Origin of the sequence: Arsenicicoccus sp. oral taxon 190, from assembly GCF_001189535.1 — a bacterium.
Lineage (GTDB): Bacteria > Actinomycetota > Actinomycetes > Actinomycetales > Dermatophilaceae > Arsenicicoccus.
In genome coordinates this window covers 3,100,489-3,124,355 of record NZ_CP012070.1, presented here as the reverse complement: position 1 = coordinate 3,124,355, position 23,867 = coordinate 3,100,489, and the positions used below count along the sequence as shown (strand labels likewise).

The following is a 23,867-nucleotide window of genomic DNA, read 5'->3' as shown; positions in this document are numbered from 1 at the left end:
AAGGACGCGAAGTTCCAGGCGCTGTCCTCCGTGCTCGGCCAGATCGAGAAGTCCCACGGCAAGGGCGCGGTGATGCGCCTCGGGGACGACGTGCGTCCCCCGATCGAGGTCATCCCGACCGGCTCCATCTCCCTGGACGTCGCCCTCGGCATCGGCGGGCTGCCCCGCGGCCGGGTCATCGAGGTCTACGGCCCGGAGTCCTCCGGAAAGACGACGGTCGCCCTGCATGCCGTGGCCAACGCCCAGCGCAACGGCGGCATCGCCGCGTTCATCGACGCCGAGCACGCCCTGGACCCGGAGTACGCCAAGAAGCTCGGCGTCGACACCGACGCCCTGCTGGTGTCCCAGCCGGACACCGGCGAGCAGGCGCTGGAGATCGCCGACATGCTGATCCGGTCCGGTGCCCTCGACATCATCGTCATCGACTCCGTGGCGGCCCTGGTGCCCCGCGCCGAGATCGAGGGCGAGATGGGCGACAGCCACGTCGGTCTGCAGGCCCGCCTGATGAGCCAGGCGCTGCGCAAGATCACGGGCGCCCTGTCCTCCAGCGGCACCACGGCGATCTTCATCAACCAGCTGCGCGAGAAGATCGGCGTCATGTTCGGGTCGCCGGAGACCACCACCGGTGGCAAGGCGCTCAAGTTCTACGCCTCGGTGCGCCTCGACGTGCGCCGCATCGAGACCCTCAAGGACGGCTCCGACGCGGTCGGCAACCGCACCCGCGTCAAGGTGGTCAAGAACAAGGTGAGCCCGCCCTTCAAGCAGGCCGAGTTCGACATCATCTACGGCGAGGGCATCTCCCGCGAGGGGGGCCTCATCGACATGGGGGTCGAGCACGGCTTCGTGCGCAAGGCCGGCGCCTGGTACACCTACGAGGGCGACCAGCTGGGCCAGGGCAAGGAGAACGCCCGGCAGTTCCTCAAGGACCACCCGGAGACCGCCGACGAGATCGAGCGCAAGATCAAGGAGAAGCTCGGGATCATCAAGCCGGTCGACGCGCCCGTCTCCGAGATCCCAGCGGTCGAGCCTCCGGTCGAGTTCTGAGTCGTATGCCGCACCCCACCGCCCCGCGGCAGGGCAGCTGGAGCGGGGCCGCCTCCTGGGACGACACCCCGGACGACGGCCCCGCTCCCGTCTCGCCGCCGCCTGCGGCCGCTCCGTCGGTCACCAGCGCAGCCTCGGCTGACGAGGCGCCGCCCGACAGGTTGGAGCGCGCCCGGGAGGCGCTGGCGCGGGCCGAGTCCGGGGCTGCGGCGCCGACCGCCGGCGTCCCGGACTTCCTGCCGCCAGACGCCGCCGCGGCCCCGGCCGGCTGGGACGACCTGCGCGCCGAGCACCGGGGCGACCGCCGCAGCGAGACCCGCCCCACCGAGACCCGTCGGGACGAGCACGCGCGGGACGAGCACCCGCGGTACGAGTCCCCGCGGTACGAGTCCCCGCGGGACCAGGCCGATCGGGTCAGGCCCGGTCAGCGGGGCAAGCCCCAGCGGGACAAGGCCGGTCAGCGCGGTCGTGCCGAGGACCCGCCGGGCGACGGTGCCGCGGCCGTCGACGCCGAGCCGGACCACGAGGACGTCGCCCGGCAGATCGTGCTGCGTCAGCTCGCCCTGGCTCCGCGCAGCCGTGCGCAGCTGGAGACCAAGCTCCGCCAGCGTGGCTGCCCCGAGGAGGTCATGGCGCGGGTGCTGGACCGCATGACCGAGGTCGGCCTCGTCGACGACGCGGCCTACGCCGCGATGCTGGTCCGCTCCCAGCAGGCCACCAAGGGCCTGGCCACGCGGGCGTTGGCGCACGAGCTGCGCAAGAAGGGGATCGACAAGGACCTGGCCGACGCGGCCCTCGACGAGGTCGACCCGGAGGAGGAGCGTCGGCGGGCCCGCGAGCTGGTCGACAAGAAGCTGCGCACCATGGGCGGCCTGGCGGTGGAGGTCCAGACGCGCCGGCTCGCGGGCATGCTGGCGCGCAAGGGCTACGGCTCGACCGTGGCCTACGCCGTCATCCGCGACGCCATCGCCGATGCGCCCGAGCACCAGCGCGACTGACGCTCGGCCCGGCACCCCCCCAGGGTGGTGAGGGCGCGTCCCCGCGTCAGAGCGAGTGCAGCGGTCGCTGGGCCGCCGGGATCATCCGCGCGTCCACGATCTGCTTGCCGTAGGGGAACAGCGTCACGGGAATCAGCTTGAGGTTGGCGACCGCGAGCGGGATCCCGACGATCGTGAGGGCCTGGGCGACCGCCGTGGTCAGGTGCCCCAGGGCGAGCCACCACCCCGCGACCAGGAACCACACGACGTTGGCCACCCCCGACACCGGCCCCGCGCCAGGCGTCGGGACGACCGCCCGCCCGAACGGCCACAGCGCGTAGCTCGCCATGCGGAACGACGCGACGCCGATGGGGATGGTGACGATGAAGACGCAGGCGATGATGCCCGCGAGGATGTAGGTGAGCCACAGCCAGAAACCGCAGAACACCACCCAGATCAGGTTGAGCAGCAACCGCACGATGTCCCTCCCGGACCACGAAGATGCGCTGTCACCAGGGATGACGCCTCTGGCCTGACCGATGTTCCCGGGGAGTCCCGATCTCAGGGGCGCCTCAGGGATCTCCCTGCGCCCGGCCGTCGTGCGAGCCCGCCCCGACCTAGGCTGGAGGGCCCCGACCCCAGGAGCCCCCCATGAGCGGACCGGCGTTCGAGATCGCCGTCGAGCAGGCGCAGCAGCCGATCGTCCTGGCCCTGGACGTGGGCTCGACGGCCAGCCGCGGCGCGCTCTACGACGCGGCGGGACGTCCGGCGGGCAGGCGCGCCAAGCGGCCTCACGCCTTCACCACCGCGGCGGACGGCACCTCCACGATCGATCCCGACCAGGTGGTCGCCGAGCTGACGGAGATCGTCGAGGAGCTGCTCGACCAGCTGGGTGCCACCCCGGTCGGGGGCGTCGCCATCGACACCTTCGCCTCGTCGCTGGTCGGCGTCGCCGCGGACGGCTCGCCGCTCACCCCCTGCATCACGTATGCCGACGCCCGCTGCGCCGGTGAGGTCGCCGTCCTGCGCGGCCGGCTGGACGAGGCGGACGTGCAGCAGCGCACCGGCACCCGCATCCACACGAGCTATCTCGCGCCCCGGCTGCGGTGGCTCGCTCAGGAGCACCCCGACGTCGCGGCGCAGGTGCACCGATGGATGTCGTTGGGGGAGTATGTCCTTCACCGCCTCATCGGCACCGCGGGCCCGGGCACGTCGACGGCCGCGTGGACCGGTCTGCTCGACCGGCGGACGGGGGAGTGGGACGAGCAGCTGCTCGAGGTCGCCGGGGTGAGCGCCGAGCAGCTGGGCACGCCCCGGGACCCCAGCGACACCCTGACCCCGGTCGTCGACGTGGGCGGGCGCTGGCCGGCCCTCGCGGAGGCTCGGTGGTTCGCCCCGATCACCGACGGTTTTGCCAGCAACCTCGGCAACGGTGCGACGGGTCCCGACACGGTGGTGGCCAGCCTCGCCACGAGCGGGGCGATGCGCGTCCTGATCGACGGCGCCCCCGAGGCGCTGCCGACCGGGCTGTGGAACTACCGCGTCGACGACCGCCGCTCGCTCGTGGGCGGCGCGCTCAACGACGTGGGCCGCGCCGTGAGCTGGGCCGAGGAGACCCTGCGGCTGCCCGAGGAGCGCGACGAGCTGGACGCGATCCTGCGTGCCGCCCCCGATCCCGACACCCCCTTGGTGCTGCCGTTCCTCACCGGCGAGAGGTCGACCGGGTGGGCCGGGGGAGCCCGTGCGGCCCTGACGGGGCTGACGGTCTCGCACCGGGCACCGGAGGTCTTCCGCGCCCTGATGGAGGGGGTTGCGCTGAGCTACGCCCGCCTCGTGGTCCAGCTCGAGGAGGCGGCCGGTGCGCCCGATCGCCTCCTGGCGAGCGGCCGGGTGGGGCAGGACCTGCCGGGGCTGTTCGCCCTGCTCGCGCACGCCGTCGGCAAGCCCGTGACCCCGGTGACGATCAAGCGGGTCACCCTGCACGGCACCGCGCTGCACGCCCTCGAGGTGCTCGCGCCCGACGTCGAGCGCGCCACCCCGACCACGGGCCCCACCGAGGCGCCCGAACCGCGGGCCACCCGACACTTCGCCGAGCGGCTCGCGCGGTTCGAGGAGCTCTACGGCGCGATCGTCGCCCCGACGCCGCGCCCCTGACCCCGGCGCCTCATGCCTCGGACGCGGCACCCGCGTCGTCGAAGCGGGTCAGACGCCCCGTGGGAGCCCACCGCTCCAGGTCCGCGAGCTGGCGGGTCAGCTTGTCGCGGATCCGGTCAACGGCCTCGGGCCCGAGCGGCAGGCGCAGCGGCGCGTCGGGGTCGTCGACGGCGCGGACGATGATCGAGGCGGCCCGGCGGGGGTCGTTGGGCTGGCGGCCGTCCTGCTCGCGAAACCGCTCGCGCAGGGCCCCGGCCGGAGTCCCGGCATACGCGGCGAGCGGGGTCGAGAAGGCCATCGACCGCCCCGCGAACTCGGTCCGGAACGGCCCCGGCTCGACGACGAGGACGCGGATCCCGAGTGCCGCGACCTCCGACGCCAGCGCCTCGGACATGCCCTCGAGGGCGAACTTCGACGTCGCGTAGATCGCGTGCCCGGGGTTGGCGGTGACGCCGCCGACGGACGACATCTGGACGATGGTGCCTCTGCCGCGCTCCCGCATCGAGGGCAGCACGGCCCTGGTGACCCGCATCGCCCGCGCAGGTTCATATCTTGAGTCTCAAGATACACAAGAGGAAGGGTCAGGGATGGGTGCTTCACAGGTCCCCACGGACTCGTACGGGAAGGAGGAGCAGCGGTGGGTCGCGAGCATCCCCGGGGGCGCCGACGCCGCCTCGGAGGGGGTGCGGCAACGCCTCGGCCGCGTCGCGCGGCAGTACGAGCGCGTGCTCGCCACCGTCGCGGCCGAGCACGACCTGAGCGTGGGTGACTGGGAGGCGCTCTCGGTCCTGGCGCGGTCCGACGAGGGCAGCGTGACGCCGGGACGGATGGGAGAGGTGCTCGGGCTCACGTCGGGCACCGTCAGCGAGCGGATCGAGCGGTTGGTCCGGGGGGGTCTCGTCGAGCCGGTAGAGGGAGCGGACGGCCGGCGGCGTCCGGTCCGGCTCACCGCGGCCGGTGCGGCGGCGTGGGGGGCGGCCACGCGGCGGCGGGTGGAGACCGAGGCGGAGCTGCTGGAGGAGGCGCTCGACCCCGGCGACGTGGCCACGTTGAACACCCTGCTGGGACGACTCCTCGCGCGCCTGGAGGCGGAGTTCGGCCCGGCCCCCCGCCACGACATGACCAGGGGCAGACCGGGCGGCGCGGGGTCGGCATACGGGCTCGGCCGTGGCGAGGTGCGACGCGCCGGCGGTTAGGGTCACGGGGTGTCCTCTCGCCCTGACCTGCGCTGGCTGCTGCCCGGTTTCGTCGCGGTGGCGCTCGTGTGCCGCCTGCCGATCACGAGCCTGCCGCCGGCGCTGGCCACCATCAGCCGCGAGCTCAGGCTCACGCCGACGCTCGCGGGGCTGACCACCACCCTCCCGCTCGTCTGCTTCGGGCTGTTCGCGTTCGTCACGCCGTTCCTCGTGGCGCGGTGGGGGACCGAGCGGACGCTCCTGGCCGCCACCGCCCTCACCACGGCCGGCGTGGTGGTGCGCAGCCTGCCCACCACGCCGACGTTCTACCTCGGGACGATCGCCCTGGGGCTCGGCATCGCGGTGATGAACGTCGTGCTCCCTGCCGTCGTCCGCAGCCGGTTCCCGGACCAGGTGCCGCAGCGGATGAGCCTCTACACGGTCTGCATGATCAGCGGCGCCTCGGCCGCGGCGGCCGCCACCGCCCCGCTGCTGCAGCACGGCCTGTCCTGGTCGTGGACGCTGGCCATCTGGACCCTCCCCCTCACCGCGGCGCTGGTGATGTGGGGGTTCGCCACGCGCGAGGTGACCCGGCACCCCACCGGCGGCCACGTCGCCGCCCCGCAGCCCCCGACCGGGATGGCCCACGTGGTGCGCCGCCCCCGCACCTGGTGGACGGCGGCGTTCATGGGCCTGCAGTCGCTGTGCTTCTACCTGCCGCTCACCTGGCTGCCGGCGATCCTGCGCAGCCACGGGGTCTCCCCGGCCACCGCGGGCGTCATGCTCGGCGTCTACATGGGCCTCGGGATCCCCGGCAGCTTCCTCGGACCGCGTATGGCGACCCACCGCCGCGCCACTGGGGTCCTCGCGGCGTTCTTCGCGGCCTACGCACTCGGTGTCGTCGCGCTCCTCGGCAGCGCCGCCACCGCCCTGCTCGGTGTCGTCGTCATGGGTTTCGGGCAGGGGGCGGGGATCGCGATCGCGCTCACCTTCATCGCCCAGCAGCGCGACCCGCACGACGTGCCCGCGGTGTCGGCCTTCGCGCAGGGCACGGGCTTCCTGCTGGCGGCGGTCGGACCGGTGACGGCCGGCGCGGTCTACCAGGCCACCGGCAGCTGGACCGTGCCGGTGCTGCTCATCCTCGCCGTCGCCCTCGCGCAGGCGGCGAGCGGTCTGGTGCTGTCGCGACCGGCCCCCGCCTGCGGGGCCTATCCTGGATGACGCGATGAAGACCTACGACGTGCGCACCCACGGGTGCCAGATGAACGTGCACGACTCCGAGCGACTGGCCGGCCTCCTGGAGACGGCGGGCTACGTCGACCTCGCCAGCGTCCCGGCGGGCGACCGCCCGGAGACCGCCGACGTGGTGGTCTTCAACACCTGCGCCGTGCGGGAGAACGCCGACAACAAGCTCTACGGCAACCTCGGCCAGCTGCGTCCCGCCAAGCTGCGCAACCCCGACCTGCAGATCGCCGTCGGCGGCTGCATGGCGCAGAAGGACCGCGACACCATCGTCAAGCGGGCTCCGTGGGTGGATGTCGTCTTCGGGACCCACAACATCGGGTCCCTGCCGGCCCTGCTCGACCGCGCGCGCCACAACAAGGAGGCGCAGGTCGAGATCCTCGAGTCCCTCGAGACCTTCCCCTCCACTCTGCCGACGCGTCGCGACTCGGCCTACGCCGGTTGGGTGTCGATCTCGGTGGGCTGCAACAACACCTGTACCTTCTGCATCGTCCCGAGCCTGCGTGGCAAGGAGCAGGACCGCCGCCCGGGCGACATCCTCGCCGAGTGCCGGGCGCTGGTGGAGCAGGGCGTCGTCGAGATCACCCTCCTCGGGCAGAACGTCAACAGCTACGGCGTCGAGTTCGGTGACCGCGGCGCCTTCGCCAAGCTGCTGCGCGCGACGGGGGAGATCGAAGGCCTGGAGCGGGTGCGCTTCACGTCCCCGCACCCGGCAGCGTTCACCGACGACGTGATCGACGCGATGGCCGAGACGCGCAACGTCATGCCGAGCCTGCACATGCCGCTGCAGGCGGGCTCGGACCGCGTCCTCAAGCAGATGCGCCGGTCCTACCGCTCCGAGAAGTTCCTCGGGATCTTGGACCGCGTCCGCGACCGCATCCCGCACGCCGCCATCACCACCGACCTCATCGTGGGTTTCCCGGGCGAGACCGAGGAGGACTTCGCCGAGACGCTGCGCGTGGTCGAGGCCTCGCGGTTCTCCAGCGCGTTCACCTTCCAGTACTCCATCCGCCCCGGAACCCCCGCCGCCACCATGGACCACCAGGTCCCCAAGGCCGTGGTGCAGGAGCGCTTCGACCGGCTGATCGCGCTGCAGGACCGGATCTCCTGGGAGGAGAACCGCACCCACGAGGGCAGCACGGTCGAGGTCCTGGTCGCGCCGTTCGAGGGCCGTAAGGACCGCGAGACCGAGCGCATGTCCGGTCGCGCGCGCGACAACCGGCTCGTGCACTTCGCGGTCCCGCAGGGGGCCGAGCGGGCGCGCCCGGGGGACGTCGTCGAGGTCGACGTGACGTATGGCGCCCCCCACCACCTCGTCGCCGACGGCGCCCTCGACGGCGGCACCTACCGCGTGCGGCGGACCCGCGGCGGCGACGCGTGGGCGGCGCTGCAGGACGCGCCGGTGCCGGGCAAGCCGGCGGTGTCGCTGGGGATGCCGCAGGTGGGGCGGCCGACGGCCGTCCTCCCCGCGAGCCCCGCGTGCGGCGCCTGACCTGGGGTCAGTCGGGCATCCCGCTGCCGGTCACCGCGCCGGTGCCGGTGTCGGCCGAGCCCTCGGTCGCCGCCTGCTCCATCTGGCCGTGGTCGGCGTCGGGGGAGTCGTGGGCGATGTCCGCCTGGCCGGGGGCTGCCTCGGCGGCGGCCTCCTGCGCGGCCTGGGCGCCCTCGGGCGGCTGCTCGTCACGCATCTCGGTCATGGTGTCGCTCCTTCGAGTCGCTGGGTGCCCTCCACCCTAGGGACCGCGGCGCCACCGCGGGGCCTTCGCCCGGAGCAGAGCACACCCGCGATCACGAGGACGCCGCCGAGCAGCTCGATCGCGGTGGGGCGCTCGCCGAGCACCAGCCAGGCAGTGAGGATCCCCACGACGGGGACGAGCAGCGAGTATGGCGCCACCACCCCTGCCGGGTGCCGCGCCATGAGCCACACCCAGATGCCCGAGCCGACGACGGTGCCGAGCAGCACGGTGTAGGCGACGCCGACCCACGCCGGCGCCGCCGCGGCCGACACCGACGTGCCGAGGGACGACGCGATGCGCGCGGGCCCCTCCACCAGCAGCGACAGCACCAGCATGGGCAGCGGCGGCACCACGGACATCCACAGGGTCAGGTGCAGGGGCTTGGGCGCGCGCGCCAGGCGGCTGCACAGGTTGCCGAAGGCCCAGCCCAGCCCGCCGAGCACCACCAGCACGAACGGCACGACGCTGGTGCTGGCCGCCCGCGACACCCCCACGAGAGCCAGGCCGGCGACGGCCACCGCGACCCCGACCCGCTGGGCCAGGGTGGGGCGCTCGCCGAGCAGCAGCGCGCCCAGCACCAGGGTGAACGGCGCCGAGGCCTGCAGCACCAAGGAGGCCAGCCCGGCGGGGAAGCCCATCGCCATCCCGAGGTAGAGCCCGATGAACTGGGCGGTCCCGAAGCCGAGCCCGTAGCCCACCAGCCACCGCAGCGGCACGTCCGGCCGAGGCACCAGGAGCACCGTCGGCACCGCGATGATCGCGAACCGCAGCGCCACCAGGAAGAGCGGCGGGAACTGCTCGAGCGAGGCGTGGATCGCGAGGAAGTTGACGCCCCACAGGGCGGCCACGAGGGCGGCGAGGGCGCGGTGACGAGGCGGCATGGAGCCATCGTGGCGGCTCGCCATACTGCAGCACCAGCGATGATTCATGACGACAAGCGTTAGGTTGGCTTCATGGATGTGCGCCACCTCGAGCTGCTCCGGGACCTGGCCGACCGCGGCACCCTCGCCGCGGTCGCGCACGCGACCCACCGCACCCCCTCGGCCGTCTCGCAGCAGCTGCGGACCGCCGAGCGGGAGCTGGGCGTGCGCCTCGTCGAGCCGGCCGGGCGGGGGCTGCGGCTCACCCCGGAGGGCGAGCTCCTCGCGGCAGGCGCCGGCGAGGTGGCGGAGGTGATCGCGCGGGTGCGCGGCCGGCTGGACGAGCTCGTCGGGGCGCCCGCCGGGACGGTGAGCATCGGCACCCTGCCGAGCGCGGGGCAGGCCCTGCTGCCGGGCCTGCTGCGGCGGCTCGCGGAGACCCGGATCCAGCTGGCGCTGGACGACTTCGACCTGCCCGAGGCGGAGTTCGCCACGCGGGCGCGCGACGTGGACGTGGTGGTGGCCCACAGCCTGGTGCCCGGGGCGACCCGGGTCGAGGACGGGCTGGTCCGGCGGGTCCTCGCCCGCGAACCCATCGACGTCGCGGTGCCCGCGGCGCACCCCCTGGCCGAACGACCCGTGCTGCGCCCCGCGGACCTCGCCGGCACCACCTGGGTCGGGGTGCCGAGCGGCTACCCCTTCGACACCGTGATGGGCAGCATCGAGCGGGAGCTCGGCGCGCCCCTCGAGCGGCGCTACCGGTTGCGCGACAACGGTCTGGTCCAGGCCCTGGTCGCTGGCGGGGCAGGTCTGGGGCTGCTGCCGCGCTTCACGACCCGGGCGGTGCCGGGGGTCGTCATACGGCCGCTGGTGGGGGTGCGGGCGCACCGCTCGATCGTCGCCCTGAGCCGCCCGGAGCGGCACGAGCGGCTGGCCGTGCGCACCGTCGTCGACCTGCTGGTCGAGGTCGGCCACGGGCTGGCGCAGGCACGGGGAGAGGCCGCCACCCCTGAGGGGTGACGGCCTCTCGCATCGTGAGGACGGCCGGAGCCGTCAACGCGACGAGGTCACTGGCTGTTGTCGCCGATGCGCTCGTCGCCCTTCTGCTGCAGCTGGTCGATCTTGTCGGAGTGCTGCCCGCCAGTGCGCTCGTCGAGCTGGTCGCCAGCTCGCTCGATGCCCTGGTCGGAGAACTGCTCGACCTTGTCGGGGTGCTGCTCCGCAGCCTCGGTGGCCTTGTCCTTCATGTTGTCGAACATGCTCATCGCTGTCTCCTTCCACTCGGGGCCAGGTCACGGACGACCCGGTCTCCCGGGAGGTCCTTTGGCCACCCTGCCGCACCTCGCGGCGTTTGTCACACGGTCTGGGACAATCGCCCGTATGCCGCCGCGCCCCCTGCCCCCCGTCGTCGCCGTCCTCGGCGCGACCGCCACGGGCAAGTCGGACCTCGGCGTGGCCCTGGCCGAGCGCCTGGGCGGGGAGGTCGTCAACGCCGACGCGATGCAGCTCTACCGGGGGATGGACGTCGGGACCGCCAAGCTGACCGTCGCCGAGCGCCGCGGGGTGCCGCACCACCAGCTCGACGTCCTGGACGTGCGCGACGAGGCCAGCGTGGCGGCCTACCAGCGTGCAGCCCGGGCCGACGTCGACGCGATCCGGGCGCGGGGGCGGGTGCCCGTGGTCGTCGGCGGGTCCGGGCTCTACGTCCGCGCGGCCCTCGACCTGCTCGACATCCCGCCGACCGACCCCGAGGTGCGGCGCCGCCTCGAGGCCGAGGTGGCGGCCGACCCGGCCGGGCTCCCGCGGCTCGTGGAGCGGCTGCGACGGCTGGACCCGGCCGCCGCGCAGGCCATCGAGGCGAGCAATGCCCGGCGTGTCGTACGGGCCCTGGAGGTGATCGAGCTGACGGGGCGGCCGTTCAGCGCGACGATGCCCGAGCGGGTCTTCCGGGTGCCGACCGTCGCGGTGGGGCTGCGCATGGACCGCCCGGTGCTGGACGAGCGGCTCGGTCGCCGGGTCGCGCAGATGTGGCGCGATGGGCTGCTGGACGAGGTGCGCCGGCTGGACGCCGTCGGGCTGCGCGAGGGGCGCACGGCCGGCAAGGCGCTCGGCTACGCCCAGGCGCTCGGCCGGCTCGACGGGCGGCTCGACGAGCGGGAGGCGCAGGAGCAGACGGCCACCCTCACGCGCAAGCTCGCCCGCCGGCAGGAGGCGTGGTTCCGCCCCGACCCGCGGATCACGTGGCACGACAGCACGCCGGTGGCGCTGGGGGAGCGGCCCGCGGCGGCCCTCCACGCCGAGGTCTGCGCCAAGGTCTGCGCCGAGATCGAGGCTGCTGCCCTGACCGCGGGCCTGACCGCGACGTCCAGGCTCGCACGAGAGGATGAGGCATGACTTCGCGCACCCTGCCCTTCACCAAGGGCCACGGCACCGAGAACGACTTCGTCCTCGTCCCCGACCCGGACGGCGCGCTGTCGCTCGGCCCGGGCGAGGTCGCGTGGATCGCGGACCGGCGCGCCGGGGTCGGCGGGGACGGCGTGATCCGGGTGGTGCCGACCGCAGCCGCGGACGAGCCGGCGGTGCGGGAGCAGGCGGGCGAGGCGGCGTGGTTCATGGACTACCGCAACGCGGACGGCTCGGTCGCCGAGATGTGCGGCAACGGCACCCGGGTGTTCGCGGCCTACCTGCGCCGGGAGGGGCTCGAGACGGGGTCGGACTTCGCGATCGCGACCCGCGCGGGGACCAAGCGGGTGCAGGTCCGCACCACGGAGGCGGGGGAGGCGGCATACGCGGTCGACCTGGGTCCGTGGCGGCTGAGCGTGCCCGAGGTCGCGGCGGCGGACGGATCGGACGCGCTCGTCAAGGTGGACGATCACGAGGCGGTGCCGGGGCTGTCCCTCGACCTCGGCAACCCGCACACGGTGGTGATGCTCCCCGCCGGCCGCGAGCTGGCCGAGCTGGACCTGACCCGGGCCCCGCTGGTGCAGCCGGTCCCGCCGGAGGGGACCAACGTGGAGTTCGTGCAGCTGCTGGGGCCCGGCCACGTGCGGATGCGCGTGCACGAGCGGGGTGTCGGGGAGACCCGGTCCTGCGGCACCGGCGCCGCCGCCGCGGCCCTGGCCACCCGCTGGTGGGCGGGCGCGCGGGGGACGGGCGACGTGTGGCGCGTGGACGTGCCCGGCGGGACCGTGTGGGTGCGCCCGCTGCCCGGTGACCGGGTGGAGCTGAGCGGGCCCGCGCGGCTCGTCGCCGACGGCACCCTGGTCCTGCCCGACCACGCGTGACGGCTGACACCCGCCCTCGGTGGGCATGGGCTCCTCGCGGCGCCAGGAGCACGATCATGCGCCGCGGCTGTCCCCGGGGAGTTGAGCAGCCAGCCACCGGGGCCGGTCGCTCGACAGCCCTGCCCGCGTCCCAGATGTCGGGATCGCCCCTTTTGTGACCTGCGGCACACCGCCTACAGTCCCGTCATGACAGCTCGGACCGCACACCGTCGTACGACCGCCACGCTGACCGGAGCCCTCGCGCTCGCCCTCGCCATCCCGGCCATCGCGACCGCCGCCCCCACCGACCCCACCTCCGACGGCCACCACCGCCCCGGCCGTCCCGCCCCGACCCGTCCCGGGCCCGTCACCGAGCGCCTCCCCAAGGTCGCGCAGATGTATGGCGCCGGCGGCGCCGTGGCCTCCGTCGACGCCGTCGCCAGCCAGGTCGGCATCGACGTGCTGGCCCGGGGCGGCAACGCCGCCGACGCCGCCGTCGCGACGGCCGCTGCGCTCGGCGTCGTCGAGCCCTACGCCAACGGCATCGGCGGTGGCGGCTTCTTCGTCTACTACGACGCCAAGCGCCACAAGGTGTCCACGATCGACGGCCGCGAGACCGCACCGGCGGGGATGACCGAGACGTCCTTCCTCGAGGGCGGCAAGCCGATGGCCTTCGACAAGGCGGTCAACTCCGGTCTGTCCGTAGGCGTCCCGGGGACCCCGGCCACCTGGCAGGCGGCGGTCGACGCGTGGGGGACCCGCAGGTTCAGCGACCTGCTCGCCCCGGCGCAGGACATCGCGACCCGCGGCTTCATCGTCGACGACGCCTTCGAGAAGGCCACCGCGGACAACGCCAAGCGCTTCGCGCAGTTCCCCGAGACGGCCAAGATCTACCTCCCCGGTGGCAAGCCGGTGCAGGCGGGGACGGTGCTGCGCAACCCCGACATGGCCAGGGCCTACGCGCTGCTGCGGCAGCGGGGTCCCGCGGCGATCTACACCGGGCCCATCGGCAAGGCCATCGTGGACGTCGTCAACAAGCCGGTCACGGCTCCCGGCGTCACGGTGCCCACGGGGTCGATGACCCGGGCCGACCTCGCGGCCTACCGCACCAAGCGGCTCGACCCGATCCACTCCACCTACAAGGGCCACGACTACTACGGCATGGCCGGGTCGTCGTCCGGCGGCATCGCGGTCGCCGAGACGCTCAACCTGCTCGAGCAGTACGAGCAGCGGACCGGCGTCTCCCTCAAGGCCGTCGACGACGTGCAGTACTACCACCGCTTCGCCGAGGCCACGGCGACCGCCTTCGCGGACCGCAACCGGTGGGTGGGCGACATACCGGGCGTCCCGCGCGCCGAGCTGGTCTCCAAGGGCTTCGCCGCCGAGCGCGCCTGCGGGTTCGACCCGGCCAAGGCGCAGGCTCGCCCGATCGCCTTCGGCAACCCCGACGGCGCGTATGCCGGGTGCGGGGCCACCGCTCCCGGCAAGGCCGGCAGCACCCACGACGGGCAGGCCACCACGCACCTGACGGTGGCCGACAAGTGGGGCAACGTCGCGTCCTACACGCTGACCATCGAGCAGTTCGGCGGGAGCGGCATGACGGTGCCCGGCTACGGCTTCCTGCTCAACAACGAGCTGACGGACTTCAACTTCGCGCCGCTGACGCCGGGGGTGCCGGACCCCAACCTGCCCGCCCCGGGCAAGCGGCCGCGCTCGTCGATGAGCCCGTCGATCGTCCTCAAGGGCGGCCGGCCCTTCCTCGCGGCCGGGGCGGCCGGCGGGGCGACGATCATCACCACCACCGCGCAGACCATCACCCAGGTCATCGACCGGGACAAGACCGCGATGGGCGCTCTGGCGGCGCCGCGGCTGTCATCCCGCAACACCGGGGCGACGGCCGAGCCTCAGCTGCTCGACAGCGCGACCGGCGCGGCCCTCAAGGCGCTCGGTCAGCCGATGACCTCGGCGGACGGCATCGGCCGCGGCACCGCGATCCGGATCCTCGGGCGCAACTCCTTCGAGGCGGGCGCGGAGCCCACCCGGGGTGGCGGCGGCTCGGCGATGGTGGTGCGGGAGGGCAACCGGGGCCGGTGGGTCACCTCGACCCGCTGACCTCGCCCTGACCGGCCTCCCTGCAGACGTGGAGCACGCGAAACCCCTTGGCGCTGGTGAACCTCTCGACGACCAGCTGGGGGCCGAGCTCGCGCGCGATCCACGTCTGCAGGGAGTCCGAGCCGAGGTTCTTCTGCACGACGAGGTAGGCGTGCCCTGTCGGCGCGAGCCGCGGCAGCCAGGTGCGCAGCAGCTCGTGCAGCACCTGCTTGCCCACGCGGATCGGCGGGTTGCTCCAGATCAGGTCGTATGCCGTGCCCGCCGCCAGCCCCTCCGGCGTGGTCGCGCGGATCCCCGTGAGCCCCAGGGCGGCGGCGTTGCGCCGCGTCAGGTCCAGGGAGCGCTCGTTGACGTCGACCGCGTCGACCACCGCGTCCGGGGAGGTGAGCGCCAGCGTCAGCGCGATCGGGCCCCAGCCGCAGCCGAGGTCGAGGAAGGTGCCCGTCGCCGGCGGGGCCGGGGCCTCGGCGAGCAGCACGGCCGTGCCCTTGTCGAGCCCGTCGGGGGAGAACGTCCCGGGGGCCGTCTCGACGTCCACGGTCCGTCCCGCGAGCCGGATCCGGACGGATCGACGCTCGTCGTCGCCCGCGGGGGCGGCGGAGGTGAAGTAGTGGCTCTGGCTCATCGGCACGACCCTAGTGGAGGGCGTGTCCGGGCGAGGACTAGAGTCACTACGGCGCCGGAGCCGTCGCCGCCCACGAGGGACGATCTCCGTTCTGTCGCAGCACCTGCAGCACCACCGAGGAGGTTCCATCGTGTCTGTACCCACCACGCCGCGCACGGCCCACCCATCTCCCGTGCGTGAGCTGACCCTACGAGGGGTCGTCATCGGCGGGATCATCACTCTCGTCTTCACCGCCGCCAACGTCTACCGGGGACTCAAGGTCGGCCTGACCTTCGCCACGTCGATCCCCGCCGCGGTGATCTCGATGGCGATCTTGCGCTACTTCCGCGACCACACGGTGGTCGAGAACAACATCGTCCAGACCATCGCGTCGGCGGCCGGCACGCTGTCGGCCATCATCTTCGTCCTTCCCGGCCTCGTGATGCTGGGCTACTGGACCGGCTTCCCCTACTGGCAGACCGTCGGGGTCTGCTTCTTCGGTGGCGTGCTCGGGGTCATGTACTCCATCCCGCTGCGCCGGGCCCTGGTCACCGGGTCCGACCTGCCCTACCCGGAGGGCGTGGCGGCGGCCGAGGTGCTGCGCGTCGGCGACTCCGCCTCCGGGGCGGACGAGAACAAGCGCGGCCTCAAGGTCATCGCGGTCGCGGGTGTCGCGGCCTTCGGCTTCATGCTGCTGACCAAGCTCAAGCTCGCCGCCGAGGGCGTCTCGCGCGCGCTGCGGATCGGCTCCGGCGGCACCATGGTCGGCTCGAGCCTGTCGCTCGCGCTCATCGGCGTCGGGCACCTCGTCGGCATCACCGTCGGCATCGCGATGGTCGTGGGCGTCATCATCTCCTACGGCATCATCCTGCCGATCCGCACCGGCGGGATGATCCCGGCCGGGACCGAGGCCATGGACGTCGTCGGCAAGGTCTTCAAGAGCGACGTACGCCTCATCGGCGCCGGTGCCATGGGCGTCGCGGCCGTGTGGACGCTCGTCAAGATCATCGGGCCCATCCTCAAGGGCATCAAGGACGCCCTGGCCTCCACCAACGCCCGCGCCGCGGGCCAGGAGGTCGACGTCACCGAGCGCGACCTGTCCATGAAGCTCGTGGGCGGCGTCACCCTCGCCTCGATGCTGCCGATCGGTGCGCTGCTCTGGGTCTTCACCCGCGGCACCCCGCTCGAGGGCAACGCCACGGGCCTGGTCCTCACCTCGATCATCTACGTCCTGCTCGTCGGGCTCTTCGTCGCCTCCGTGTGCGGTTACATGGCCGGTCTGATCGGCGCGTCCAACAGCCCGATCTCCGGCGTCGGCATCCTCGTCGCCGTGACCGCGGCGCTGCTCATCAAGGCGGTCCACGGGGCCGGGAGCGGGGACCAGACGGCGGCGCTCGTCGCCTACACGCTCTTCACCACCGCGGTGGTCTTCGGCGTCGCGACGATCTCCAACGACAACCTGCAGGACCTCAAGACCGGCCAGCTCGTCGGGGCCACCCCGTGGAAGCAGCAGGTCGCGCTGGTCATCGGTGTCGCCTTCGGCTCCGCGGTGATCCCGCCGATCCTGCAGCTCATGAACCGCAGCTTCGGGTTCCTCGGGGCTCCCGGCGCGGGTGCCGACGCGCTCGCCGCGCCGCAGGCGTCGCTGATCTCGACGCTCGCCAAGGGTGTCCTCGGCGGGGGGCTCGACTGGGGTCTCATCGGACTCGGCGCCATCATCGGGGCCGTCGTCGTCGCGATCGACGAGACGCTGCGGATCACCACGGCGCGCCGGCTGGCGCTGCCGCCGCTGGCGGTCGGCATGGGCATGTACCTCCCCATCGACCTCACGCTCATGATCCCCATCGGCGCGGTCCTCGGGCTGCTCTACGACCGGTGGTGCGCGACGCGGGCCAACCCCGAGAGCGCCAAGCGTCTCGGCGTGCTGATGGCGACGGGCCTGATCGTGGGGGAGAGCCTCTTCGGGGTGCTCTTCGCCGGCATCGTCGCCGCCTCGGGCGGCAACGACGCGCCGCTCGCCGTCGTCGGCGAGAGCTTCGAAGGGCCGGCCCAGGCCATCGGGCTCGTGATCTTCGTGGCGCTGGCGCTGGGCCTCTACCAGTGGGTCAAGCGGATGGCCGCCACCGACGGTGGTGCGCCGGGGCCCAACGCCCCCACGCCCGACCTGCGCTGACCTCTGCCGACCTCCGCCGTCGGCGTCGCGCGCCCCGGTCCGTCCCCACGGGCCGGGGCGCGCGGCATACGGGGCTGGTGACGGTCGGGGCTGGTGACGGTCGGGGCAGGTGGCGGGGGTCCGTTTGCCGGATGGACACCCTTGCGCACCATCGGCGTTCACCCCCGCGCACCACAGTGACTCCCATGTCGCAGCTCTCTCGCCGCTCCCTGCTCACCGGCGCCCTCGGCGGCGCCGGTCTCGTCGCCCTCGGCCAGTCCACCGCCTCCGCCGCCGGTGCCCCCGCCCTGCTCCGGTCCCGCGGCACCCTGCCCAGCGGGGTCCAGGCCGGTGACGTGACCTCCCGCTCGGCCATGGTGTGGTCGCGCTCGGACCGCCCGGGCCGCATGGTCGTCCGGGTCACCTCCGGGGGCCGTCGCGGCTCCTGGCGCGAGATCGCCGGCCCGTGGGCCACCCCGCGGTCGGACCTCACCGCCAAGCTCGAGCTCAAGGGGCTCGCGCCGGGCCGCGACTTCGAGTACCGCGTCCAGTTCGAGGACCTCGACGGTCACCGCGGCGAGGTCGGGGTGGGGCACTTCAGCACCGCGGCGCTGCACGACGCCCCGACCAGCTTCGTGTGGACCGGCGACACCTGCGGGCAGGGGTGGGGCATCAACCCGGACCTCGGCGGGATGGTGGCCTACCGCGCGATGCACGAGCTGCGTCCGGACTTCCTGATCCACTCCGGCGACAACATCTACGCCGACGGCCCCATCGCCGAGCGGGTGGTCGAGCCCGACGGGCAGGTGTGGCGCAACGTCGTGACCCCGCAGGTGGCCAAGGTGGCCGAGACCCTCGACGAGTTCCGCGGCCGCTACCGCTACAACCTCATGGACAAGAACCTCCGCGGCATGTATGCCGACGTCCCCGTCATCAGCCAGTGGGACGACCACGAGACCGTCAACAACTGGTATCCCGGTGAGGTCCTCGACGACCCCCGCTACACCCGGGAGCGTCGGGTCGACGTGCTGTCCACCCGCGCGCGTCAGGCGTTCTTCGAGTTCATGCCCATCGCCGACCGCCACGGCCGCGGCCTCCACGACCTGGGGAAGGCGCCGCAGGTCTACCGCAAGGTCGAGCGCGGCTCCCACGTGGACGTCTTCGCCCTCGACATGCGCACCTACCGCGGGGCCAACACCCCCGACCTGGAGCCCTACCGCACCGCCTTCCTCGGCGGGCGTCAGGTCGAGTGGCTGCTGGACGAGCTGCAGCGGTCGCGCGCGACGTGGAAGGTGATCGCCGCGGACATGCCCATCGGCATCGTCGTGCCGGACGGCAAGGCCATCGAGGCCATCGCCCAGGGTGACGCCGGGGCGCCGCTCGGTCGCGAGCTCGAGCTCGCCTACCTGCTGCGGGAGATCAAGCGCCGCAAGATCCGCAACGTCGTGTGGTTCACCGCGGACGTGCACTACTGCGCCGCGCACTACTACGACCCCTCCAAGGCGGCCTTCAGCGACTTCGACGGGTTCTACGAGTTCGTGGCCGGCCCCATCTCGGCCGGCGGCTTCGGCCCCAACGCCATGGACAAGACCTTCGGCCCGCAGGTGCTCTTCCAGGGGCTGCCGCGCTACGCCAACCAGTCGCCGCGTGACCAGAAGGCGATGTTCTTCGGCTACGTCGAGGTCGATCGGGCGGGCACGATGACCGTCAGCCTGCGCAACGGGCTGGGCGAGGTGCTCCACACGACCGAGCTGACGCCCCGGTCCTGACCGCCCGTATGCCGCCTCCCCCCGCCTCCCGTAGCGGGGGCAGGCGGGGGGGTGTCGGGCACGACGTGGTCCGGGCAGGCGTGGCCCCGGGGCCGACGTGCCAGGTCAGAACGGGTGCGGATCAGAACGGCGGCTCGTCGTGGCCCGCGCTCCCACCCACGGCGGGGCGGCGCTCGGGGAGGCAGCGGCGGTGCGGCCACTTCGGCTCGCCCAGCTGCACCCGCGTGCCGTGGCCCCAGCCCGGCTCGGGAGTGCTCACCCAGTCGCCGACCCCGCGCACGGCAGCGGCGGCCTGCACCCGGCGGGCCGTCTCCTCGTCGCCGTACCTGCCGAGGCGACGCAGCATCTCGGGCGCGACGATGCTCCGGAGGTGGTCCTCGAGCCGTGAGCTCGACGGCGGGCGTGGGACCGCGGGCTCGCGGTTGGGTTCGGTTCCGCGTCCGGGCTCGCGTCCGGGCTTGAGCTCGGGCTCGACGTCAGCCTCGGGAACGAGCTTGGGTCCGGGTTTGGCCCTCAGCTCGGGTTCGGACGCGTCGGGCCGGGCATCCGGTGGCCACGCCGCGGTCGGGCTCGACGCTGCGGCGGGGGTCGGGACGTCGTCCGCCCACGGTCGGGTCGTGATGGTCTGGCCGAGCCGGCTCGTGAAGGTCGCCGTCCCGTCCGGCCGCAGCGTGTGGCGCCAGCGACGTCCGGTCTTGCGCTGGTGGTGCGCCTTGCACAGCGCGACCAGGTTGGCCGGGGAGGTCTCCCCGTCGGGATAGGGGACGGCGTGGTCGAGCTCGCACCGGACCGCCGGTCGGGTGCAGCCGGGGGCGCGACAGAGGACGTCCCTCGCCTCGACGTCAGCGCGCATCGACGCCGTGGGCCGGTAGGACCGCGTGGACCGGTCCCAGACGATCCCGGTCACCGGGTCGGTGACGATGCGGTGCCACACCGACCCCGGCCGCAGCGCGATGTCGCGCGCGACCGGCGCCGGGACCGGGCCGTACCCCTCGAGCCAGCCGGGGTCGCTCGCCAGCCCGAGCAGGACCTCCAGGCTCACCCGCAGGTGGATGGTGGCGGCCGGGGGCGTCCCGACGAGGTCGCGGTGCTCGTCCCAGCCGTGGTTGAGCAGGTGCAGCACGATGTCGGCCCGCAGCTGGTCCAGGGTGCGCTGGTCCCCGGCGGCCTTGGTGGAGCGGGCGATGGCGTCGATGCGCTCGTGGGCGGCCGCGACCTGGTCGGCGGCGCCGGTGACGGACAGACAGCCGAGGCCGTGCTCGTCGATGCGGGCTCGGACGGCGCGGTCGGCGAGCGACCGGCGCCGCAGGTGCTCGGCGTCGGGCAGCAGCGACTGCTCGTGAGACATCGCCCGGTTGAGCCGCGCGAAGAACGTGCCGTGGCTCAGCAGCCCGTCGGGGGTCACGTCGTGGAGCTCGTGCCCCCGCTTGGCGGCCAGGCAGCGGGAGGCCACCCGCAGCCGGGCGTCGGGGACGTCGTCGGGCAGGAGGTGCACGGCGTCGCTGAGCGAGGTCGCGCGGTAGAAGGTGGTGCGACCCTCGCGCAGCGCGGCCACCACCTGGCGCCGGACGGGTCCGGGTGTCGTCGCGAGGCGTCCCAGCCGCTGCACCTCGCCCGGGCCCAGGCCCGTGGCGGCCGCGATCTCGTCGCCGGCGATGACGCGGGCGTCGTCGGCCGCGACCGCGTCCGAGATGGTCCGACCGTGGCTCAGCTCGCCCTGCACCAGGTCGTCGGCGAGGTGGCCGATCAGCTCGGCGTGGGTCTCCACCAGGTGGGCCTGCAGGGCCCCGAGGGCGCGGACCGTGGCCACGACCTCGGCGAGCGCAGCACGGGCCATGGCCGCCGGAGCCGGGTCAGCCGCTTCGCCCACAGGCATCGACGACGCAGGTGTGTCCTGGGTCATGTCGTCGCCCGGGGGCGGTGAGGGGGCGGGGGAGCAGGCATCGGCATACGCCCCCGCCACCAGCTGGGCGAAGACCTGGGTGAGTCGAGTCACGGAAGGTGCAGAAAACTGCCCCTCCACCGTCTCGAACACCGTCGTCCTCATGCCCCCAGAATAGGGCTATAACAACGGATCCCGCGACCGCAACCCGGGTGACACCATCTCGCACACCGTAGCGAAAAATCCGCTCCCGTGACGCCCCCGGTGAGCATGCGTCACACTCTGCCACCCGCCACCGACAGACCCGGAGACCCGGCAAAACCATCGGCGCGGCAACCCTGGTCAGCGGACCGTCCGCTCCCTAGACTGACGGCCACCTGAGGACGGTGCTCACCGTCCGTAGTCGCACGTCAAGGAGGACGGATGCGCGCGCTCTCTGCCATCTCGCACCAGGCCGCTGCCGGTGCCCCCGCGGTCGCCGGCCCTGCGGTCGCTGGCCCTGCGGTCGCTGTCCCGGCCGTCGTGCCCGTCTCAGGCAGCAGCATCGTCGTCGTCGCGGTCATCGCGGCCATCGCGCTGCTGGCGCTCGTGGTCGGCACGATCCTGCGCGGCCAGGTCCTGCGCGCCGACACGGGCACCTCGGGCATGCAGCAGGTGGCCGCCGCGATCCAGCAGGGGGCGGGCGCCTACCTCAACCGGCAGCTGCGCACGCTCGCCGGCTTCGTGCTGGTGGTGTTCGCACTGCTCTTCCTGCTCCCCGCAGACGATGGCTCCGTCCGGATCGGGCGGAGCCTCTTCTTCGTGCTGGGGGCTGTGTTCTCGGCCTTCATCGGCTACCTCGGCATGACCCTGGCGGTGCAGGCCAACGTCCGGGTCGCCGCGTCCGCGCGGTCCGGTCGGCGCGGCCCCGGGTTCACCCTCGCCGTCCGCACCGGCGGCGCGGTCGGCATGGCCACGGTCGGTCTCGGCCTGCTCGGGGCCAGCGTGGTGGTGCTGATCTACCGCGCCGAGGCGCCGGCCGTCCTCGAGGGGTTCGGCTTCGGGGCGGCGCTGCTCGCGATGTTCATGCGCGTCGGCGGCGGCATCTTCACCAAGGCTGCCGACGTGGGTGCCGACCTGGTCGGCAAGGTCGAGCAGGGCATCCCCGAGGACGACCCCCGCAACGCCGCGACCATCGCCGACAACGTCGGCGACAACGTGGGCGACTGCGCAGGCATGGCGGCCGACCTCTTCGAGTCGTATGCCGTCACCCTCGTCGCCGCCCTCATCCTCGGCAAGGCGGCCTTCGGGGAGCAGGGGCTGGTGTTCCCGCTGATCGTGCCGGCCATCGGGGTGCTGACCGCCGTGCTCGGCATCTACGTCACGCGGGCCCGCCCGGGCGAGAGCGGCCTCGCCGCCATCAACCGAGGCTTCGCGATCGCGGCCGTGGTGTCAGCGGTGCTGTGCTCCCTCGCGGCGTTCCTCTACCTGCCGTCCTCCTTCGCCCAGCTGCGCGGCGCCGAGGCTTCGGGCGTCGACCGCGACCCGCGGCTCCTCGCCGTCGGGGCCGTGCTGCTCGGCATCGCGCTGGCCGCCGTCATCCTGAAGATCACCGGCCACTACACCGACACCGAGTCGGAGCCCACCCGCAACGTCGCGCGCACCTCGGTCACCGGACCCGCCACGGTCATCCTCGCCGGCATCGGCGTCGGCCTCGAGTCGGCGGTCTACACGGCCGTCGTCATCGGTGGCGCCGTCTACCTCGCCTACCTCCTCGGGGGCGGCTCGGTCATCGTCTCGCTCTTCCTCATCGCGCTCGCCGGCTGCGGCCTGCTCACCACGGTCGGGGTCATCGTCGCGATGGACACCTTCGGGCCGGTCAGCGACAACGCGCAGGGGATCGCGGAGATGTCCGGCGACGTCGACGAGGCGGGGGCGCAGATCCTCACCGACCTGGACGCCGTCGGCAACACCACCAAGGCGATCACCAAGGGCATCGCCATCGCGACCGCCGTGCTCGCGGCCACCGCCCTCTTCGGCTCCTACAACGACGCCGTGATGACGGCGCTCAGCGCGGCCGGTCGCAACGCCTCCGAGGCCGTCGGCGGGTATGCCGTGACCTCCCCCAACGTCCTCGTGGGCGTCATCCTCGGCGCCGCCGTGGTGTTCCTCTTCTCGGGGCTCGCGATCGACGCGGTGACCCGAGCCGCGGGGGCCATCGTGCTCGAGGTGCGCCGGCAGTTCCGGGAGCACCCGGGGATCATGGACGGCACCGAGACGCCGGAGTACGCCCGGGTCGTCGACATCTGCACCCGCGACTCGCTGCGCGAGCTGGCGACGCCGGGGCTCCTCGCGGCCCTGGCCCCCATCGCGGTGGGCTTCGCGCTGGGCTTCGGCGCGCTCGCCGGGTTCCTGGCCGGCGCCATCGGTGCCGGGGTCCTGATGGCCGTCTACCTCGCCAACGCAGGCGGCTCCTGGGACAACGCGAAGAAGCTCGTCGAGGACGGCGCTCACGGCGGCAAGGGCTCGGACGCGCACGCCGCCACCGTCATCGGCGACACCGTCGGAGACCCCTTCAAGGACACCGCCGGCCCGTCGATCAACCCGCTCATCAAGGTCATGAACCTCGTCGCCGTGCTCATCGCGCCCGCCGTGGTGCAGATGTCGAGCGGCACCGGCGCCTCGTCGTGGCTGCGAATCCTGATCGCGGTCGTGGCCTTCGCCATCATCGCGGCCGCCGTGATCGTGTCGCGTCGCCGGGTCGACGACTCGCTCCCGGAGATCGAGCACGCCGTCGGCCCGTCCCCGGACCTCCCGGCCCGGGGCCAGCACCCCCACCTCGACAAGGTGCGAGACCTCGACTAGGCCGGGCGGGCTGGTGCGGCATACGGCAGGGGTCGTCAGCGTTGGCACAAATG

General features: G+C 73.4%; 20 protein-coding genes. 13 read left to right on the top strand and 7 right to left on the bottom strand.

All coding sequences use genetic code 11. From position 1 onward, the window contains the following. Nucleotides 1-21: 21 nt before the first annotated feature. Nucleotides 22-1,044: a recombinase RecA gene (recA, locus tag ADJ73_RS14545; protein ID WP_441293948.1), complete on the top strand. Its 1,023-nt coding sequence runs from the start codon at nucleotides 22-24 to the stop codon at nucleotides 1,042-1,044. A 5-nt stretch (nucleotides 1,045-1,049) separates the two neighbouring features. Next, complete coding sequence (locus ADJ73_RS17355; RefSeq protein WP_216593648.1) at nucleotides 1,050-2,042, top strand: regulatory protein RecX; 993 nt, start codon at nucleotides 1,050-1,052, stop codon at nucleotides 2,040-2,042. 46 nt (nucleotides 2,043-2,088) lie between these two features. On the opposite strand, the gene ADJ73_RS14535 is transcribed toward ADJ73_RS17355, so the two are convergent. Beyond that, complete coding sequence (locus ADJ73_RS14535) at nucleotides 2,089-2,499, bottom strand: YccF domain-containing protein (protein ID WP_050348862.1); 411 nt, start codon at nucleotides 2,497-2,499, stop codon at nucleotides 2,089-2,091. A 173-nt stretch (nucleotides 2,500-2,672) separates the two neighbouring features. Here ADJ73_RS14535 and ADJ73_RS14530 point away from each other — a divergent pair, with 173 nt between their 5' ends. Then, nucleotides 2,673-4,175, top strand: a complete 1,503-nt coding sequence (locus tag ADJ73_RS14530) for a gluconokinase (RefSeq protein ID WP_050348861.1) — start codon at nucleotides 2,673-2,675, stop codon at nucleotides 4,173-4,175. 10 nt (nucleotides 4,176-4,185) lie between these two features. Here ADJ73_RS14530 and ADJ73_RS14525 read toward each other — a convergent pair whose 3' ends face one another. Beyond that, nucleotides 4,186-4,677 (bottom strand): SDR family NAD(P)-dependent oxidoreductase, encoded by a 492-nt coding sequence (locus ADJ73_RS14525; RefSeq protein ID WP_253272739.1) that lies wholly within the window; start codon nucleotides 4,675-4,677, stop codon nucleotides 4,186-4,188. Between the two features lie 85 nt (nucleotides 4,678-4,762). Between ADJ73_RS14525 and ADJ73_RS14520 the strand changes: the two genes are divergently transcribed. The 3 genes from ADJ73_RS14520 to miaB are packed head-to-tail and all read left to right on the top strand — an operon-like array spanning nucleotide 4,763 to nucleotide 8,084. Next, nucleotides 4,763-5,371: a MarR family winged helix-turn-helix transcriptional regulator gene (locus ADJ73_RS14520; RefSeq protein WP_082177029.1), complete on the top strand. Its 609-nt coding sequence runs from the start codon at nucleotides 4,763-4,765 to the stop codon at nucleotides 5,369-5,371. A gap of 9 nt (nucleotides 5,372-5,380) precedes the next feature. After that, a complete protein-coding gene (locus tag ADJ73_RS14515; protein WP_050348860.1) occupies nucleotides 5,381-6,571 on the top strand; it encodes an MFS transporter in 1,191 nt (396 codons plus the stop codon). Nucleotides 6,572-6,575: 4 nt separating this feature from the next. After that, nucleotides 6,576-8,084 (top strand): tRNA (N6-isopentenyl adenosine(37)-C2)-methylthiotransferase MiaB, encoded by a 1,509-nt coding sequence (miaB, locus tag ADJ73_RS14510; protein ID WP_050348859.1) that lies wholly within the window; start codon nucleotides 6,576-6,578, stop codon nucleotides 8,082-8,084. A gap of 7 nt (nucleotides 8,085-8,091) precedes the next feature. Here the strand turns inward: miaB and ADJ73_RS14505 are convergent, their stop codons facing one another. Next, nucleotides 8,092-8,289, bottom strand: coding sequence for a hypothetical protein (locus ADJ73_RS14505; protein WP_050348858.1), 198 nt, complete (start codon nucleotides 8,287-8,289; stop codon nucleotides 8,092-8,094). Beyond that, nucleotides 8,286-9,209: an EamA family transporter gene (locus tag ADJ73_RS14500; RefSeq protein WP_050348857.1), complete on the bottom strand. Its 924-nt coding sequence runs from the start codon at nucleotides 9,207-9,209 to the stop codon at nucleotides 8,286-8,288. The genes ADJ73_RS14505 and ADJ73_RS14500 overlap by 4 nt, the downstream gene beginning before the upstream one ends. A 72-nt stretch (nucleotides 9,210-9,281) precedes the next feature. On the opposite strand from ADJ73_RS14500, the gene ADJ73_RS14495 reads away from it, so the two are divergent. Further along, complete coding sequence (locus ADJ73_RS14495; RefSeq protein WP_050348856.1) at nucleotides 9,282-10,208, top strand: LysR family transcriptional regulator; 927 nt, start codon at nucleotides 9,282-9,284, stop codon at nucleotides 10,206-10,208. Nucleotides 10,209-10,255: 47 nt separating this feature from the next. Here ADJ73_RS14495 and ADJ73_RS14490 read toward each other — a convergent pair whose 3' ends face one another. Further along, entirely contained in the window at nucleotides 10,256-10,453 is a 198-nt protein-coding gene (locus ADJ73_RS14490) for an antitoxin (protein ID WP_050348855.1), read from the bottom strand. Nucleotides 10,454-10,568: 115 nt separating this feature from the next. Here ADJ73_RS14490 and miaA point away from each other — a divergent pair, with 115 nt between their 5' ends. From miaA to ggt, 3 genes are all read left to right on the top strand, one after another. Continuing rightward, nucleotides 10,569-11,582 carry a tRNA (adenosine(37)-N6)-dimethylallyltransferase MiaA gene (gene miaA / locus ADJ73_RS14485; protein ID WP_082177028.1) on the top strand — a complete coding sequence of 338 codons (1,014 nt, stop codon included), beginning with the start codon at nucleotides 10,569-10,571 and terminating at the stop codon, nucleotides 11,580-11,582. Further along, on the top strand, nucleotides 11,579-12,472 hold the full coding sequence (gene dapF / locus ADJ73_RS14480) for a diaminopimelate epimerase (RefSeq protein ID WP_050348854.1): 894 nt from the start codon (nucleotides 11,579-11,581) through the stop codon (nucleotides 12,470-12,472). The genes miaA and dapF overlap by 4 nt, the downstream gene beginning before the upstream one ends. 186 nt (nucleotides 12,473-12,658) lie before the next feature. Further along, nucleotides 12,659-14,563: a gamma-glutamyltransferase gene (gene ggt / locus ADJ73_RS14475; protein ID WP_050348853.1), complete on the top strand. Its 1,905-nt coding sequence runs from the start codon at nucleotides 12,659-12,661 to the stop codon at nucleotides 14,561-14,563. Here ggt and ADJ73_RS14470 read toward each other — a convergent pair. Beyond that, on the bottom strand, nucleotides 14,547-15,188 hold the full coding sequence (locus ADJ73_RS14470; RefSeq protein WP_050348852.1) for a class I SAM-dependent methyltransferase: 642 nt from the start codon (nucleotides 15,186-15,188) through the stop codon (nucleotides 14,547-14,549). The two genes, ggt and ADJ73_RS14470, sit on opposite strands and share 17 nt — an antisense overlap. Nucleotides 15,189-15,360: 172 nt before the next feature. On the opposite strand from ADJ73_RS14470, the gene ADJ73_RS14465 reads away from it, so the two are divergent. Further along, entirely contained in the window at nucleotides 15,361-17,340 is a 1,980-nt protein-coding gene (locus ADJ73_RS14465; RefSeq protein WP_253272595.1) for an OPT family oligopeptide transporter, read from the top strand. Between the two features lie 185 nt (nucleotides 17,341-17,525). Next, the gene (locus ADJ73_RS14460) at nucleotides 17,526-19,088 is read left to right on the top strand and encodes an alkaline phosphatase D family protein (protein WP_050348850.1); all 1,563 of its coding nucleotides are present in this window, start codon (nucleotides 17,526-17,528) and stop codon (nucleotides 19,086-19,088) included. 121 nt (nucleotides 19,089-19,209) lie between these two features. On the opposite strand, the gene ADJ73_RS14455 is transcribed toward ADJ73_RS14460, so the two are convergent. Next, nucleotides 19,210-21,135 carry a DUF222 domain-containing protein gene (locus ADJ73_RS14455; protein ID WP_156188247.1) on the bottom strand — a complete coding sequence of 642 codons (1,926 nt, stop codon included), beginning with the start codon at nucleotides 21,133-21,135 and terminating at the stop codon, nucleotides 19,210-19,212. 258 nt (nucleotides 21,136-21,393) lie between these two features. Between ADJ73_RS14455 and ADJ73_RS14450 the strand changes: the two genes are divergently transcribed. Next, nucleotides 21,394-23,814, top strand: a complete 2,421-nt coding sequence (locus ADJ73_RS14450; protein ID WP_082177027.1) for a sodium-translocating pyrophosphatase — start codon at nucleotides 21,394-21,396, stop codon at nucleotides 23,812-23,814. The last annotated feature ends 53 nt before the right edge of the window (nucleotides 23,815-23,867 follow it).